Annotated in this window: 14 protein-coding genes; 12 read left to right on the top strand and 2 right to left on the bottom strand. The window is 69.0% G+C overall.

Going from position 1 to position 15,493, the window contains the following annotated elements:
* Nucleotides 1-12: 12 nt before the first annotated feature.
* Both BMX37_RS16695 and ruvB read left to right on the top strand, forming a co-directional pair.
* Nucleotides 13-936, top strand: a complete 924-nt coding sequence (locus BMX37_RS16695) for a CE1 family esterase (protein WP_244501653.1) — start codon at nucleotides 13-15, stop codon at nucleotides 934-936.
* Nucleotides 937-1,023: 87 nt separating this feature from the next.
* Nucleotides 1,024-2,046 (top strand): Holliday junction branch migration DNA helicase RuvB, encoded by a 1,023-nt coding sequence (gene ruvB / locus BMX37_RS16690; RefSeq protein ID WP_093666974.1) that lies wholly within the window; start codon nucleotides 1,024-1,026, stop codon nucleotides 2,044-2,046.
* Nucleotides 2,047-2,056: 10 nt separating this feature from the next.
* On the opposite strand, the gene BMX37_RS16685 is transcribed toward ruvB, so the two are convergent.
* On the bottom strand, nucleotides 2,057-3,592 hold the full coding sequence (locus BMX37_RS16685; RefSeq protein WP_093666973.1) for a cation:proton antiporter: 1,536 nt from the start codon (nucleotides 3,590-3,592) through the stop codon (nucleotides 2,057-2,059).
* 108 nt (nucleotides 3,593-3,700) lie between these two features.
* Here BMX37_RS16685 and ptsP point away from each other — a divergent pair, with 108 nt between their 5' ends.
* From ptsP to BMX37_RS16655, 6 genes are all read left to right on the top strand, one after another.
* Nucleotides 3,701-5,977 carry a phosphoenolpyruvate--protein phosphotransferase gene (ptsP, locus tag BMX37_RS16680; RefSeq protein ID WP_093666918.1) on the top strand — a complete coding sequence of 759 codons (2,277 nt, stop codon included), beginning with the start codon at nucleotides 3,701-3,703 and terminating at the stop codon, nucleotides 5,975-5,977.
* A 94-nt stretch (nucleotides 5,978-6,071) separates the two neighbouring features.
* Nucleotides 6,072-6,947 (top strand): helix-turn-helix domain-containing protein, encoded by an 876-nt coding sequence (locus BMX37_RS16675; RefSeq protein WP_093666917.1) that lies wholly within the window; start codon nucleotides 6,072-6,074, stop codon nucleotides 6,945-6,947.
* A gap of 129 nt (nucleotides 6,948-7,076) precedes the next feature.
* The gene (locus BMX37_RS16670; protein WP_093666916.1) at nucleotides 7,077-8,027 is read left to right on the top strand and encodes a tetratricopeptide repeat protein; all 951 of its coding nucleotides are present in this window, start codon (nucleotides 7,077-7,079) and stop codon (nucleotides 8,025-8,027) included.
* Nucleotides 8,005-9,027: a tRNA lysidine(34) synthetase TilS gene (gene tilS, locus BMX37_RS16665; protein WP_093666915.1), complete on the top strand. Its 1,023-nt coding sequence runs from the start codon at nucleotides 8,005-8,007 to the stop codon at nucleotides 9,025-9,027. The genes BMX37_RS16670 and tilS overlap by 23 nt, the downstream gene beginning before the upstream one ends.
* A 164-nt stretch (nucleotides 9,028-9,191) precedes the next feature.
* Nucleotides 9,192-11,096 carry an ATP-dependent zinc metalloprotease FtsH gene (gene ftsH, locus BMX37_RS16660; protein WP_212611482.1) on the top strand — a complete coding sequence of 635 codons (1,905 nt, stop codon included), beginning with the start codon at nucleotides 9,192-9,194 and terminating at the stop codon, nucleotides 11,094-11,096.
* A 68-nt stretch (nucleotides 11,097-11,164) separates the two neighbouring features.
* Complete coding sequence (locus BMX37_RS16655) at nucleotides 11,165-11,545, top strand: hypothetical protein (protein ID WP_244501652.1); 381 nt, start codon at nucleotides 11,165-11,167, stop codon at nucleotides 11,543-11,545.
* Between the two features lie 22 nt (nucleotides 11,546-11,567).
* Here the strand turns inward: BMX37_RS16655 and BMX37_RS16650 are convergent, their stop codons facing one another.
* Nucleotides 11,568-12,662 (bottom strand): DUF3667 domain-containing protein, encoded by a 1,095-nt coding sequence (locus BMX37_RS16650; RefSeq protein WP_093666913.1) that lies wholly within the window; start codon nucleotides 12,660-12,662, stop codon nucleotides 11,568-11,570.
* Between the two features lie 66 nt (nucleotides 12,663-12,728).
* On the opposite strand from BMX37_RS16650, the gene BMX37_RS16645 reads away from it, so the two are divergent.
* From BMX37_RS16645 to BMX37_RS16630, 4 genes are read left to right on the top strand one after another with little or no spacing between them, the layout of a single operon-like run.
* Entirely contained in the window at nucleotides 12,729-13,991 is a 1,263-nt protein-coding gene (locus BMX37_RS16645; RefSeq protein ID WP_093666912.1) for a glutamate-5-semialdehyde dehydrogenase, read from the top strand.
* 34 nt (nucleotides 13,992-14,025) lie between these two features.
* Nucleotides 14,026-14,628, top strand: a complete 603-nt coding sequence (locus BMX37_RS16640; RefSeq protein ID WP_093666971.1) for a nicotinate-nucleotide adenylyltransferase — start codon at nucleotides 14,026-14,028, stop codon at nucleotides 14,626-14,628.
* Between the two features lie 13 nt (nucleotides 14,629-14,641).
* Nucleotides 14,642-15,070, top strand: coding sequence for a ribosome silencing factor (gene rsfS / locus BMX37_RS16635; protein WP_093666911.1), 429 nt, complete (start codon nucleotides 14,642-14,644; stop codon nucleotides 15,068-15,070).
* Entirely contained in the window at nucleotides 15,070-15,492 is a 423-nt protein-coding gene (locus tag BMX37_RS16630; RefSeq protein WP_093666910.1) for a 23S rRNA (pseudouridine(1915)-N(3))-methyltransferase RlmH, read from the top strand. The genes rsfS and BMX37_RS16630 overlap by 1 nt, the downstream gene beginning before the upstream one ends.
* Nucleotide 15,493: the final 1 nt, after the last annotated feature.

Below are 15,493 nucleotides of genomic sequence, written 5' to 3'. Positions count from 1 at the left end.
GGAGTTGACGGGATGATCGGCAACCGGACGAGGATGGTGGCGGCGTTGGTCGCCCTTTGCCGCGCGCTCGCGACGGCAGCCCTGCTGCTGTGCGGCGCCGGAGTTGGCGGAACGGCGGCGGCGGAGTGCATCCGACCAGAGGGTGCGGGAGGCTTTGCCCCGGCGTCGCTGCACTTTCCGGCCGACGCCACTCGGCACGCGCCGATCCCGCTGCTGGTGCTGCTGCATGGCAGCACATCGACGGGGCGCGACATGCTGAGGGAAAGCGGGCTGGCCGCCACGGCGGACCGGCACGGCTTCATCGTCGCCGCGCCGGACGGCGGTATCCGTTCAGGCAACGGGTTCGTGTGGAACATACCGGGCGTCCCCTCCGTCAGCGGCGCGATGCCGGGGCCGGGCGATCGTGACGACGTGGCGTTCATCCTGGCCGGCATCGACCAGCTGATCCGCGCCGGCTGCGTCGACGGCACCCGCGTCTATGTCACCGGCCTGTCGGGTGGCGGGCGCATGACGTCGTGGCTCGGCTGTGTCGCGGCCGATCGCTTCGCGGCAATTGCGCCGGTGGTCGGTCTGCGTGCCGGCAGGCCGTCGAAGGAGGACGCGGCAACCCCCGATCCGGCGACGTGCCGGCCGGTGCGCTCGATGCCGGTCATCGCCTTTGCCGGGGATGCCGACACCACCAACCCGATCGCGGGCGGCGGCGCGCCTTACTGGCAATATTCGATGCAAGCCGCGGAGCAGCGCTGGGCGGCGCTGAACGGCTGCACGATGCCACGTCCGACCCGCTGGCTGGACCAGCGCGTCTATGAGGAGGGCTATGCCGGCTGCCGCGATGGGGCGGAGGTGGTGGGCCGCGTCACACGCGGGGGCCCGCACAGCTGGAGCACGGTCGACAACGAGGCGATGTGGGCGTTCCTGTCGTCGCACCATCGTTAGCGGCTGCGGGTCGCGCGGCGTGACGGGGCGGCGTTGTTCGGCGCGACACCTTGCCGCGTGGCGACGGGTCGGGGTACGACGCTGGACGTGACCGACGACCGCCTTCTTTCCGCATCCCGCCGGCCCGAGGACGTGGACGCGGCGCTCCGACCAAAGAGCCTGGATGACTTCGTCGGGCAGCGTGCCGCGCGGGACAATCTGCGCGTGTTCATCGAGGCGGCGCGCGCTCGGTCCGAGGCATTGGACCATGTCCTGTTCTTCGGCCCGCCCGGCCTGGGCAAGACGACGCTGGCGCAGATCATCGCGCGCGAGATGGGCGTGGGCTTTCGCGCCACGTCCGGTCCCGTGATCGCGAAATCGGGCGACCTGGCCGCGCTGCTGACCAATTTGGAGGACGGCGACGTCCTGTTCATCGACGAGATCCATCGCCTTCAGCCCGCCGTGGAGGAGGTGCTGTACCCGGCGATGGAGGACCGCGCGCTGGATCTGATGATCGGGGAAGGGCCATCGGCCCGGTCGGTCCGCATCGACCTGCCCCGCTTCACGCTGGTCGGCGCGACAACGCGGCAGGGGCTGTTGACGACGCCGTTGCGTGACCGGTTCGGCATTCCGGTGCGGCTGCAATTCTACACGGTGGACGAGCTGGAACGCGTGGTGACGCGGGCCGCCGGTCTGCTGGGGCTGGGCATCGCGCCGGATGGGGCGGTGGAGATCGCGCGGCGGTCGCGGGGCACGCCGCGTATCGCGGGCCGGTTGCTCAGGCGGGTGCGCGATTTCGCCGACGTGGCGGGGGCGAGCGTGGTGGACCGGCCGGTGGCGGACCGCGCGCTCAACCGGCTGGAAGTGGATGGGCTGGGGCTGGACGCGATGGACCGGCGGTACCTGCACATGATCGCCGACATCTATCGCGGTGGCCCGGTCGGGGTGGAGACGCTGGCCGCCGGCCTGTCCGAACCGCGCGACACGATCGAGGAAGTGATCGAGCCGTACCTGATCCAGCTGGGCCTGGTGGCGCGGACCGCACGCGGGCGCGTGCTGAATACGGGCGGGTGGAAGCATCTGGGCTTGAACCCGCCGGCCGGGTCGCAGGAGGGTCTGTTCGACGGGTAATCGGGCGGCCCTACGCCTCCTCGATGCGCTTTTCCTCTTCGGGCACCAGGGTCAGCGCGCGCCAGTCCAGTTCCTCCTGCAACTGGTAGAACACCTCCGTCCCGATCGTCTCGTCGCGGCGCAGGCGATCGAGTTCGTGACGCTGCGCATCGACCACGGCCAGCATCGCATCGCGCTGTCGGTCCAGCCATTCTGCGCAATCGGGATCGTCGTCGGCCCGCTGCTTGGCGGAAAAGGTGGCGTGCAGTGCCTTCGCGTCGGGAAAGTCCTTCAGCCGGGTCAGCGCCGTGTCCGTCAGCCGCCGGCGAGCCTCCGCCACCTCCTCCTCCGGGTCTTCCAGCCGGTCGAGCTTGAGCAGGCGGATCAGCGGCGCCAGTGTCAGCCCCTGGAACACCAGCGTCGCCAGGACCACCGCGAATGCGGCGAGCACGACCATGTCGCGCTGGGGGAAGTTGGGCGGCAGCGCGAAGGCGGTGGCGAGCGACAGCAGCCCGCGCATCCCGGCCCAGCCGACCAGCACGCCCTGGCTCACGGTCGGCGGCTCCAGCGATCCGCGCACCCATGCCCAGCGGCGGGAGGCGACGTTCCAGGCCATCACCACCAGCATGCGGGCGATCACCACGCCCGCCACCACGAGTCCGACGATACCCAGCTGGCCGGGCAGTTCGCTGGCCGGCAGTCGGCCGAGGATCACCCTGGCCTGCATGCCCATCAGCAGGAACGCGACGACGTTGAGCAGGAACACCACGGTCGTCCACACCGCAAAGGAGTGCACCCGCACGCGCGGTGACGTGTCCCGGTGCGCGGACCGGGCGATGGTGACGCCGGATGCGACCACCGCCAGCACGGCGGACAGCTCCAGATGCTCCGCCACCAGCCACACCACGAACGCGCCGACGAACTGGAGGATGTTGCCGCCCAGCGTGCCGGCGACGAACCTGTTGACCCGCTGCAACAGCCATCCCGATGCCACGCCGAGCAGGAGGCCGCCGGGAACGGCCAATGCCAGGTGCAGGGCGATCTCCCCATTCGATCCGTCCGCCGTCTGGACCGCCAGCGCGCCGTTGAACAACAGCAGGGCGGTGGCGTCGTTCAGCAGGCTCTCCCCCTTCAGCACGGCGACCGTGCGGCGCGGCAGCGACACCGAATTGGCGACTGCGGTGGCGGCGGCGGCGTCCGGCGGTGCGACGATGGCGCCGAGAGCGATCGCGGCGGCGATGGGCAGGTTCGCGAACCACCATCCGATGCCGGCGATCGTCGCGGCAGTTACCAGCACCGCGCCCAGCACCAGGATAGTCAGCGGTCGCCACAACCGGCTCGCCGCATCCAGGGGATAGTCATAGGCCGCATCGAGCAGCACGGGCGCGATGAACAGGGCAAGCGCGGTGTCGGGGTCGATATGGATCGGCGGAATGCCCGGCAGGAACGCCACGCCCACCCCCGCCAGCGCCAGCATGGACGGATAGGGAAGCCCGAGGCGCCGGGCCACCTGCAACAGCACGATGGCGACCAGCAGCAGGCCAAGCAATATCTCGAAAAAGGTCAAGGTGCGCGTGCCGTCATGTGGGTGGATCAACCCGGTGCATGGGCAAGCTGTTCCGCCGCGAAGATTTGCCACGTGACGCCGTGGCCCGTGACCTGCTAGCCATTCGCGATGCCCGTCTCGGCCGCCGCCTCCGCCCGCGAGATCCTGACCCGCCTTCACGACGTGATGGCCGCCCGCAGCACGGCGCAGGCCAAGCTGAACAGCGTCACCCAGATCATCGGCGAGGCGATCGACAGCGAGGTGTGCTCGATCTACCTGCTGCGCGAGGGGGTGCTGGAACTGTTCGCGACGCGCGGGCTGGACCAGGACGCCGTGCACGTCACCAAGCTGGCGCTGGGCGAGGGGCTGGTCGGCACCATCGCCAAGCATGTGGAGGTGCTGAACCTCGACGAGGCCGCGAGCCATCCCGACTTCGCGTACAAGCCGGAAACGGGCGAGGACCGATTCCACAGCTTCGCCGGCGTGCCGATCATCCGGCGGGAGCGGGCGGTGGGCGTCCTGGCCGTCCAGCACACCGACCCGCGCCGCTATGCCGATGTCGAGATCGAGGCGTTGCAGACGGTGGCGATGGTGCTGTCAGAACTGATCGCCAATGCCGGGCTGATCGACGAAAGCACGGGCGGGTCGACCCGTCCGGCGCAGTCCACCCAGGCGCTGCGTGTCGGCGGGCAGAAGCTGGTGGAGGGCATGGCGTCGGGCCATGCCGTGTTCCACCAGCCGCGCGTCGTCATCGAACACACGGTGGCCGAGGACATCGATGCGGAACGGCACCGCGTCTATGCCGCGTTTGATAAGATGCGCGAACAGATCGACCGCATGGCGCGGGAGGCGGAGTTCGGCGTGGGCGGCGAGCATGTCGAGGTGCTCGAGACCTACAAGATGTTCGCCTATGACGAGGGCTGGGCGAGGCGGATCAACGAGGCGATCGATTCCGGCCTGACCGCGGAGGCGGCGATAGAGCGGGTGCAGCAGCGCACGCGCCAGCGCATGCGCCAGATCGACGACCCGCTGCTCGCCGATCGCATGCACGATCTGGAGGACATGGCGAACCGGCTGCTGCGCATCGTGTCGGGCCAGATGGGCACCGCGGCGCAGATGGGATTGCGCCAGGACACGATCCTGATCGCGCGCAATCTGGGTCCGGCGGAGCTGCTGGAATATGACCGGCGGCGGCTGAAGGGCGTGATCCTGGAGGAAGGGTCGCTGACCGCGCATGTCACCATCGTCGCACGCGCGATGGGTGTGCCGGTGCTGGGCCGGGTGCGGGACGTGAAGCGACTGATCGGCGAAGGCGACCTGTTGCTGCTCGATGTGACGGAGGGGGTGGCGTTCGTGCGGCCCTCGACCGGCATGGAGGAAGCATTCGAGGCGCGGCTGCAGTTGCGGCAGAAGCGTCGCCAGGCCTTTGCCGCGATGCGCGACCTGCCGCCGGCGACCCGCGACGGGCAGCGCGTCACGCTGATGGTCAATGCGGGTCTGAGGGACGACGTGGCCGCGCTGGATATGACCGGCGCGGACGGCATCGGCCTGTTCCGGACCGAGTTCCAGTTCCTGGTGTCCGCCACCCTGCCCCAGCGCGAGCGGCAGCAGCGTCTGTACCGCGAGGTTCTGGATGCGGCGGGCGAGCGGCCGGTCATCTTCCGCACCGTCGATATCGGCGGGGACAAGGCACTGCCTTATCTGACGCACGACGACGGGGAGGAGGAGAACCCCGCAATGGGCTGGCGCGCGCTGCGCCTGGCGCTGGAACGCGACGGGTTGATGAAGGCGCAGGCGCGCGCGCTGATCGAGGCGGCGGCCGGTCGGACCCTGTTCGTGATGTTCCCCATGGTGTCCGAACCCTGGGAGTTCGACGAGGCGCGCGCCCTGTTCGAGGCGCAGCGCGCGTTCCTGGCCGGGCGCAACAAGCGCCTGCCCGCCGACATCCGCTATGGTGCGATGCTGGAGGTGCCGGCGCTGGCCGAGCAGCTGGACCTTTTGTTGCCGCGCTTGGATTTCCTGTCGATCGGCACCAACGACCTGACCCAGTTCCTGTTCGCGGCGGACCGCGCCAACCCGAAGCTGGCCGAACGGTACGACTGGTTGTCGCCGTCGATCCTGCGTTTCATCGCCCGGATCGTGGGTCCGGCGCGGCAGGCCGGGGTGAAGCTGGCGGTGTGCGGCGAGATGGGCGGCCGGCCGCTGGAGGCGATGGCACTGATCGGACTGGGAATAGAACGCCTGTCGATCACTCCGGCCGCCGTAGGCCCGGTCAAGGCGATGATCCGGTCGTTGGACCAGGCCGAACTGGCCATTTATCTGCGCGAGCTGCTCGCCGCGCCGCCGCGCGACATGCGCGGGGCGTTATCGGACTGGGCGGAGCGGCACGGCGTCGAACTGGCCTGAGCCGGCGATGAAAGACTTGGGCGGGCGCGTTGACACGCTTGCGCCGCCCCGGCCATGAAAGGGGCAATACCGTCGCGGGGGAGTTGCGAGCTTGATGGATAACGCCGCCACCGGCGCGGGCACGCCGCCGCCACCGCTTTCGGGCGGTGAGACGTTGCGTGCGCAGCGCAGTTCGATGGGCCTGTCGCTGGAGGAGGTGGCGGCCCGCACGCGCATCCCCGTCCGCCATCTGGAGGCGATCGAGGCGTCCGATTACTCCCGCCTGCCCTCGCCGACCTATGCGGTGGGCTTCGCAAAGGCCTTTGCCCGCGCGGTCGGGGCGGACGAGGTGCTGGTCGCGGGACGCGTCCGGGACGAGGTCGCCCGGCTGGGACGCCGCCAGCCAGATTACACGCCGTTCCAGGTCGCCGATCCCGCGCGGGTGCCGAGCCGGACGGTCGCCGTGCTGGGCATCGGCGCGGCGCTGGCGCTGCTGGTGCTGGCCGTCCTGTGGTTCGGCACGTCGATGCTCCGCGACGGCACCGGCTCCGCGCCGTCGGCCGCTACCCCCGCGGCGGGCCCTGTCGCATCCGCCCCGGTGCCGGCGGTCCGAACGACGCCGCCGAAGACCGGGCAGGTCAGCCTGCTGGCGACGGATCAGGTGTGGCTGCGCGTCTACGACGCCGACAACAAGTCACTGTACAATGACAACATGAAGCCGGGCGAACGCTTCGACGTGCCTGCCGATGCCAAGGATCCGAAGATCACCGTCGGGCGGCCCGACAAGTTGCAGGTGACGTTGAACGGGTCGGCGGTGCCGCCGCTCGGTACCGGAGAGCGACCCATCCGTGGCGTGTCGGTCAGCGCATCCGCGATTGCCGCGCGCCTGTCCGCGGCGGGGACTTCCGCGTCCGGAGGGCCTGCCGCTTCGTCGGCGCCTACCGGACCTGCGCCAGCACCGCCCGCCGGCGCGTCCGCGAGTAACCGCTGATGGCGCGCCGGTCGCTTGCGTCGGCGCGTGGGCCGGGTGCGACTAACCTCAAAGGGGGGCTGGCACCGCTCCACGCGCCTTCGCTATAGCCCGTGTCGTTAACCACCAATCCTCTGGGGTGTTCTTTGCATGCGTAAGCCCTTGATCGTGGCGTGTGCCGCGACACTGATGCTTCCGGCCGCGGTTTGGGCCCAATCGCGGGCGGACGACCGCTCCAATCTGGACGGCCGTGTCGGCAAGCTGGAAGGCGAGATGCGGGCCGTGCAGCGCAAGGTTTTTCCCAACGGTGGCGGCACCCTGATCCAACCCGACGTGCAGGCGCCCGTGTCCAGCGCGGCAGCGCCCGGTGCGCCCGCGACCAGTGCCGTCGCGGACCTGACCGGCCGCGTCGCCGCGCTGGAACGTCAGGTTGCGAACATGACGGGCCAGGTCGAGCAGAACGGGTATCGCATCCGCCAGTTGCAGGACCAGTTTGACGCGTACAAGCGCGGCACGGACGCGCGGCTGACCGCCATGTCCAGCGCCGCCGCACCACTGGCGCCGCCGGATGTCGAAGAGGGCACGACCACCCCGACGCGTACGCCGTCACGCCCCGCCGTCACTTCGCCCGCGGCGGCGACACCATCGCGCCCGTCCGCGACGCCGGTCGCTGCACCCTCCGACGCCAGTGTGGAAAGGCCGTCCACCGGCGACGCGCCCGAGGACGAATATCTGTACGGATACCGTCTGTGGGCGGCGAAGCGGTATCCGGAGGCGGAGGCGCAGTTGAAGAAGGTGGTGGCGCAATATCCCAAGAACCGCCGTGCCAGCTATGCGCAGAACCTGCTCGGCCGGTCCTATCTGGACCAGGGCAAGCCCAGCCTGGCGTCGATGGCCTTTTACGACAATTACAAGAAGATGCCGGAGGGTGAGCGCGCCCCGGAAAGTCTGTACTATCTCGCCCAGTCACTGATGAAGCTGAACAAGCCGGCCGACGCGTGCAAGGTCTATGGCGAGTTGACCGACGTGTACGGCGCCAAGATTTCCGCCACCATGAAGGCCGATGTGACCCGGGGCCGTGCCGCCGCAAAGTGCCAGTGATCCGGGCGCGGCGGCGGCGGATGAGCAGATTGAACGGTTCCGCCGCGACCTGACGGCGGCGCTGGGGCGGTCGCTTGCGCCCGGCGATCGGATTGCCTGCGCGGTGTCGGGTGGGCCGGACAGCATGGCGATGCTGTGGCTCGCGACGCAGGCGTTTCCCGGACAGGTGCTGGCGGCGAGTGTGGATCATGGCCTGCGCGCCGATGCCGCGGCCGAAGTGGCGATGGTCGCGCGCTGGTGCGCCGGAGCGGGCGTCCCACACGCCGCTTTGGCGATCGCCACGCCCGCGCCAGCGTCAGGCAACATCCATGCCTGGGCAAGGCGTGAACGCTATCGCCTGATGGTCGCATTTGCCCATGGCGCGGGTGCGGCGGCGCTGTGCACTGCGCACCATGCCGACGATCAGGTGGAGACGTTCCTGATGAGGGCGGCGCGCGGCGCGGGCCTGTCGGGGCTGGCGGCGATCCGTCCGCGCCTGTTGGCCGGAGTCGGGGGGGAGGCGCAGGGCGTGCCGATCCTTCGACCGTTGCTGGCGTGGCGGCGAGCGGCGCTGCGGTCGGTGTGCCGGACTGCCGAGCTGCCCTTTATCGACGATCCGAGCAACGCCGATCCCCGGTTCGAGCGGGCCCGGTTCCGTGCCTGGCTGGCCGATGCACCGTGGCTGGACGCAACGGCGGTCGCACGCGCGGCGTCGCAGCTGGAGGAGGTGGATGCCGACCTGACCAGCATGACCCGCTGGTTGTGGCGCGAGCGGGCCAGCGAAGCCGCGCTGGGCCGTGTCCGGATCGATGTCGCCGACCTGCCGCGCGAGATGCGCCGACGACTTGCGCGACTCGCAGTCGCTCACGTAGCGGACATCGACGAATCGGGAGCCGGGCTGAACGTCGAGCGGCTGCTGGATGCACTGGAGGCGGGCGAACAGGCGATGCTGGCCGATGTCCTGGCCCGCGCGGAGGGGGCAAACTGGCATTTCAGCCGCGCACCGGCGCGTCGTTCGTAGCGAGGGGCGCACCGATCGACGAAAGCGCCACCACGTTCCATTGCCATTAACTCTGCCGCGCTTATCTTGGCGCCATGAGCGACGACAACAAGCGGGCCGGCGGCTCGGGCGACAATAACGGGCAGGGCGGTGGTCCGGGCAACGGTCCCAGAGCCAATCCGTGGATGAAGAGCCTGTTGATCTGGGTCGGGGTGCTGGTCACGCTGGCGCTGTTCGTGACCGTGATCGATGGTCGCGGCAGCCAGCAGGGCGGCAACACGATCCCGTATTCGGCGTTCCTCGACAAGGTGGACGAGGGCACGGTCAAGGACGTCAACATCTCCCGCGACCTGATCTCGGGCACGCTGACGAGTGGTGACAAGTTCCGGTCCTATCCCATCCAGGACCCGACGCTCGTCCCCAAGCTGCGCGAAAAGGGCATCGCCATTTCCGCCAAGCCGGAGGAGGGGCCGTCCGTCTGGATGGTGTTGCTGTACAATTCGCTGCCTTTCCTGCTGTTCATGGGCATCGCCTTTTTCGTCCTCAGGCAGATGCAGAAGAACACCGGATCGGGTGCGATGGGCTTTGGCAAGAGCCGCGCCAAGATGCTGACGCAGAAGGAGGGCAAGGTCACCTTCGACGACGTCGCGGGTATCGATGAGGCGCGCGAGGAGTTGCAGGAGGTTGTCGAGTTCCTGAAGGACCCGACCAAGTTCGCGCGGCTGGGCGGCAAGATCCCGAAGGGCGCGCTGCTGGTCGGATCGCCCGGCACCGGCAAGACGCTGCTCGCCCGTGCGATCGCGGGTGAGGCGGGCGTGCCGTTCTTCACCATTTCCGGCTCCGACTTCGTGGAGATGTTCGTCGGCGTCGGCGCCAGCCGCGTGCGCGACATGTTCGAACAGGCGAAGAAGAGTGCGCCGTGCATCGTCTTCATCGACGAGATCGACGCGGTTGGCCGCCATCGTGGCGCGGGCCTGGGGAACGGCAATGACGAGCGCGAGCAGACGCTGAACCAGCTGCTGGTCGAAATGGACGGGTTCGAGGCGAACGAGGGAATCATCATCGTCGCCGCCACCAACCGTCCCGATGTGCTCGATCCCGCGTTGCTGCGTCCGGGCCGCTTCGACCGGCAGGTCGTGGTGCCGCGTCCGGATATCGAGGGCCGCATCAAGATCCTTGAAGTGCACATGAAGAAGGTGCCGCTGGCTCCCGACGTCGACGCGCGAGTGATCGCGCGCGGCACGCCCGGCTTCTCCGGCGCCGACCTGGCGAACCTGGTCAACGAGGCGGCGCTGACCGCGGCGCGCAAGTCCAAGCGGCTGGTCGCCATGGCCGAGTTCGAAGAGGCCAAGGACAAGGTCATGATGGGCGCCGAGCGCAAGTCCATGGTGATGACAGAGGACGAGAAGCGCATGACCGCCTATCATGAGGCGGGCCACGCGATCGTCGCGCTGCATGAGCCGGCGTCCGATCCGATCCACAAGGCGACGATCATCCCGCGCGGCCGTGCGCTGGGCATGGTGATGCGCCTGCCGGAGCGTGACAGCTACAGCTACCACCGTGACAAGATGTATGCGAACCTGGCGGTGTCGATGGGCGGCCGCGTCGCGGAAGAGATCATCTTCGGCTATGACAAGGTATCGTCGGGCGCGTCGGGCGACATCCAGTATGCGACCGGACTGGCGCGCGACATGGTCACGAAATGGGGCATGTCGGACAAGGTCGGCCCCGTCGAATATGCTCAGCCCGAGGGCGAGTCGTTCCTGGGCTATTCCTCGTCGCAGCCGGTGCGCATGTCGAACGCGACCGCGCAGCTGATCGACGACGAGATCAAGGGCATCGTTCAGGGCGGGCTGGACCGCGCCAAGCACCTGCTGACCGATCATGTCGATCAGCTTCACCTGCTGGCCGGCGCACTGCTCGAGTACGAGACGCTGTCTGGCGAGGAGATCAAGAAGCTGATCGCGGGTGAGGAGATCGGCAAGATCGATGCCGGTCCGAAGCCAACCGTGCCGCGCGCGGGCACGTCCATTCCGAAGACGCGCCGGCCGTCCGGCCCATTCGGGACGCCGTCACCCCTCGGGGCATAGGTTTCGGCCTTTCAAGATCTTGCGTCGGTTCACCGGCGCTTCAGGACGGGCGGGGTATGGCGACGGTCATGCCCCGCCCTTCCTTTATGTTCGTCCCCGCGACCCTGATCGCGGCATGTCTCGCCGCCGCTCCGGCCGATGCCGCGATGACGGTCTCCACCTTCCTGTCGCGCGCCCAGCCGTTGCGGGATCAGGGCATGATGGCGGTGCTCGACCCGGACTTTCAGGTGCTGAAGGCCGAGGCCGACAATGCCAAGCATCAGCTGCGCGCCGAAGATGCCCAGCGCCGCGCAGCCGGCAAGCCGCCGATCGCCTGCGTGCCAGAGGGCGAGAAAATCGGGATCACCGACATGCTGGACGGGCTGGCGGCGCTGCCGGCGCGTGACAAGCGCCTGCCGCTAAAGGACGGCTATGCCCGCGTCCTTGCCAAGCGTTTTCCCTGCCGCTGACGTGACCGGCCGCTGACGCTGGTCAGTCGGCGGTGCCCAGATAAAGCAACATCGTCACGAACAACGTGCAGGTGATGGCGGCGAACAGCAGCATGCAGCAGGTCCGCCAAAGCGCGCCGACACGCGACAGGCGATACGCGCCCTTCAGCTGCTTGTAGATGTGCAGCGGCGGGATCACCAATGCCGCCAATGCGATCCACCCGCCCGACAATCCCAACGCGCCCAATATGGCGAGCGTGATGAGCAGCAGCGACATGAAGCTGAGCGAATAGGTCGCGAAGACCGCATGGTCGTACATGCCGACGCTGCGTCGGAATGGGAACAGCAGCCAGATGAAGGGCAGCGACAGCGGGATGAGGACCCAGCTGAACTTGTAGGCCGAACTCTTGACCTTGTAGAGCAGCAGCTGCGGATTCTCCCGCGCGTGGCGCCATTTCGCCTGGATCCAGTTGTCCGCGTCAGCGTGTGTCTCGTTCTCCGCACCCGGCAGCAGCGACGCGGTGCGCGCGATGTTCGCCTGTTCCGTGCGTGCCCGTTCCAGCTTTTCGGTCAGCCTCGCGATCGCGCGTGTGTCGGGTTCGCGTTCGGCACGCTGCTGCGCCAGATCGCGCGAGAGTTCGCCGACCCGGTCGGCCGCGTGCTTTTCCGACTTGGCGAGCGCGATGCGGGCGTCGGCGATATTGTCGTCGCTCAACCATGCGGTGTCGCCGAGGTGCCAGCCGGGCAGGTTCGCGACCACGGCGAACAGAAGAAAGACCGAGAACAGGAAGATGCCCATCGGCGACACGAAGCGGGCGCGCTCCCCCGCGACGTAGCGCCGGGTCAGGTCGCCGGGGCGCCACGCCAGCATCGGCAGCGTGCGCCACATCTTGCCCTCGAAATGGAAAACGCCGTGCGCGATCTCATGCCCGATCGCGCCGACGGTGCGATGGACATGCCCGTTCTGACCGCAGCGATGGCAATGCTCCGCGATCAGGCGCGTGCCGCAATTGAGGCACAGGGCACCATCAACGCGATGCGCATGATGTCCGGCCGCCTCGCCGGCGAACGGCTCCACCGTGCGGGCCAGCATCAGCCCGTCACCCACTTCCCCGATCGCCGCCAGATCCGCCGACATGTTCGATGCTCCCCCAAGCGGTGACGGGTGTAGCAGCGCACCGGCACACCTGCTAGCCGTTCCACGATGACGGAGGATACGCGCGTGCAGGAGATGATGGACGGCATGACGGCCCGCGCGCGCGATGCGACAAGGGCACTGGCGCGGGCATCCGGCGCCGACAAGGCACGTGCGCTTGTCGCCGCCGCCGCCGAGATCCGCCGGATGGGGCCGGACATCCTCGCGGCGAACGCCCGCGACGTGGACGCTGCTCGGGCGAACGGGCTGTCGCCGGCGATGATCGACCGGCTGCGGCTGGATGACGACCGGGTGGCGGCGATCGCGACGGGTGTGGAGGCGGTGGCCGAGCTGTCCGATCCCGTCGGCGCCGTGATCGACCGGGCGGTGCGGCCGAATGGGCTGGCGCTGGAGCGTGTGCGCGTGCCGATCGGGGTGATCGGCATCATCTACGAAAGCAGGCCCAACGTGACCGCCGACGCCGCTGCGCTGTGCCTGATGGCGGGCAATGCGGCGATCCTGCGCGGCGGGTCGGAGGCGGTGGACAGCAACCGTGCGCTGCACGCGGCGATGGTGGCGGGGATCGCACGGGCCGGATTGCCGCAGGATGCGGTACAACTGGTCGGCACCACCGACCGGGCGGCCGTCGGGGCGATGCTGGGCGCGCAGGGCGGCATCGACCTGATCGTCCCGCGCGGGGGCAAGAGCCTGGTCGCGCGCGTGCAGGCAGAGGCGCGGGTGCCGGTGCTGGCGCATCTGGACGGCATCAACCACGTCTTCGTCCACCGGTCAGCCGATCCGGACATGGCCCGCGCGGTCGTGCTGGACGCCAAGATGCGCCGCACCGGCATTTGCGGGGCGATGGAGACCCTGCTGATCGACGTCGAGTTCCCGGACGCGGCCGCGCTGGTCGAGGCGTTGGCCGCGACGGGATGCGAGGTCCGCGCGGAAGAGGTCCTGCGCGAACGCCTGCCCAACCTGCCGGCCGCAGACGAGGCGGACTGGGATACCGAGTATCTCGACGCGATCGCATCGGCGCGGATCGTCGCGGGGATGGACGAGGCGATTGCGCATATCGCACGCCATGGTTCGCACCATACCGATGCGATCGTCGCCGCCGACGCCGAAGCTGCCGAGCGGTTCCTGGCGGAGGTCGATTCGGCCATCGTGCTGTGGAACGCGTCCACCCAGTTCGCCGATGGCGGCGAGTTCGGGCTGGGGGCGGAGATCGGCATCGCGACCGGTCGGCTGCACGCGCGCGGCCCCGTCGCGCTGGAAGGGTTGACCACGTACAAATGGGTCGGGCGCGGCACCGGGCAGGTGCGCGGGTGACGGGATGGTGAGCCAAGGGCGAACCCGCACCGGCCTGCGCACGGGGCTGCTCGGCGGATCGTTCAACCCGGCGCATCGCGGCCACCGCTTCGTGACGCTGGAGGCGATCCGCGCGCTGGGGCTGGACGAGGCGTGGTGGATGGTGTCGCCGGGCAACCCGTTGAAGGCGTCGGCGATTGACATGGCGCCGCTGGTCGCGCGGTTGGCATCGGCACGGGCGATGGCCCGGCGCGCGCCGATCCGGGCCACCGCGATCGAGGCGCGCATGGGTACCCGCTATACGCTGGACACGCTGCGCCGATTGAAGGCACGGTATCCCAAACGGCGCTTCATCTGGCTGATGGGGGCGGACAATCTCGCCCAGTTCCACCTGTGGCGCGGCTGGCGGGGGATCGCACGCGCGATGCCGATTGCGGTGGTGGCGCGTCCGTCGTATAACCACAGCGCCCTCGCGGGTCCCGCGATGGGCTGGCTGCGGCGTTACCAACGGCCCGCCGCCACTGCGATGCGTTGGACGACGTGGAGTTTGCCGGCACTCGTGCTGCTGCGCTTTCGCCCCGACCCGACCTCCGCGACGGCCGTTCGCGCGGCCGATCCCGACTGGCAGCGGCATTTCGCCCCGGCCGTCGACCACTGACCCAGGAGCTGACTTGGCGACCCAACCGCAATCGTTTCGTGCCCCCGATCCCCAGGAAGTAGAGGCGCTGCACAATCTGGTGCTGTCTTCGCTGGATGACGATCAGGCGGTGGAAACCGTGTCCATCCCGCTCGCCGGCAAGTCGACCATCGCCGACCACATGGTCATTGCATCCGGCCGCTCGACCCGCCAGGTCGCGTCCATGGCGGCGAAGCTGGCGGAAAAGATCAAGGGCGAGTTCGGCCGCAGCGTGCGGATCGAGGGGTTGCCAACCGCCGACTGGGTCCTGATCGACGCGGGCGACGTGATCGTCCACCTGTTCCGTCCCGAAGTGCGATCCTTCTACAATCTGGAGCGGATGTGGGCGTTCGGCGACGCGCCTCCCCCAGCCGCCGACGTTAAGCCAGCCACCGACGCGCAGCCTGCGCCGGGACAGGCCTGATCCTTCTTCACATCGTCGCGCGTGGCAGGATCGGCCGCTCGCCCGAGGGTGAGCTGGTCGACCGCTATCTGAAGCGGATCAACTGGCCCACGCGCATCACCGAACTGCCTGATACAGGCGGCCGCATACCGGCGCAGGACCCCGGCACCCGCCGCGTCGTGCTGGACGAAAGCGGCGAAGTGCTGGGATCGGTCGCGTTCGCACGGCGGCTGGAACGGTGGCGCGACGACGGCGTACGCGAGGCGCGGTTCCTGCTGGGCGCGGCGGACGGGTTCGACGACGCCACGCGGGCCGGCGCGGACATGCTGCTGTCGTTCGGGCGCGCGACCTGGCCGCACATGCTGGCGCGCGCCATGCTGGCCGAACAGCTGTTCCGCGCGACCAGCATCCTCGCCAACCACCCTTATCATCGCGAGGGTTGAG

The sequence above is a fragment of the Sphingomonas gellani genome, from assembly GCF_900110035.1.
In the GTDB taxonomy this organism is placed as follows: Bacteria; Pseudomonadota; Alphaproteobacteria; order Sphingomonadales; family Sphingomonadaceae; genus Sphingomonas; species Sphingomonas gellani.
The sequence above is the reverse complement of the archived record's forward strand: the minus strand, read 5'-3'. Positions and strand labels throughout refer to the sequence as shown.

Coding starts and splice junctions, on each gene's coding strand:
- ptsP (WP_093666918.1), top strand. CDS start 3,701: ATGCCCGTCTCGGCCGCCGCCTCCGCCCGCGAGATCCTGACCCGCCTT.
- BMX37_RS16645 (WP_093666912.1), top strand. CDS start 12,729: ATGACGGAGGATACGCGCGTGCAGGAGATGATGGACGGCATGACGGCC.
- BMX37_RS16655 (WP_244501652.1), top strand. CDS start 11,165: ATGCCCCGCCCTTCCTTTATGTTCGTCCCCGCGACCCTGATCGCGGCA.
- ftsH (WP_212611482.1), top strand. CDS start 9,192: ATGAAGAGCCTGTTGATCTGGGTCGGGGTGCTGGTCACGCTGGCGCTG.
- BMX37_RS16650 (WP_093666913.1), bottom strand. CDS start 12,662: ATGTCGGCGGATCTGGCGGCGATCGGGGAAGTGGGTGACGGGCTGATG.
- BMX37_RS16670 (WP_093666916.1), top strand. CDS start 7,077: ATGCGTAAGCCCTTGATCGTGGCGTGTGCCGCGACACTGATGCTTCCG.
- BMX37_RS16695 (WP_244501653.1), top strand. CDS start 13: ATGATCGGCAACCGGACGAGGATGGTGGCGGCGTTGGTCGCCCTTTGC.
- BMX37_RS16675 (WP_093666917.1), top strand. CDS start 6,072: ATGGATAACGCCGCCACCGGCGCGGGCACGCCGCCGCCACCGCTTTCG.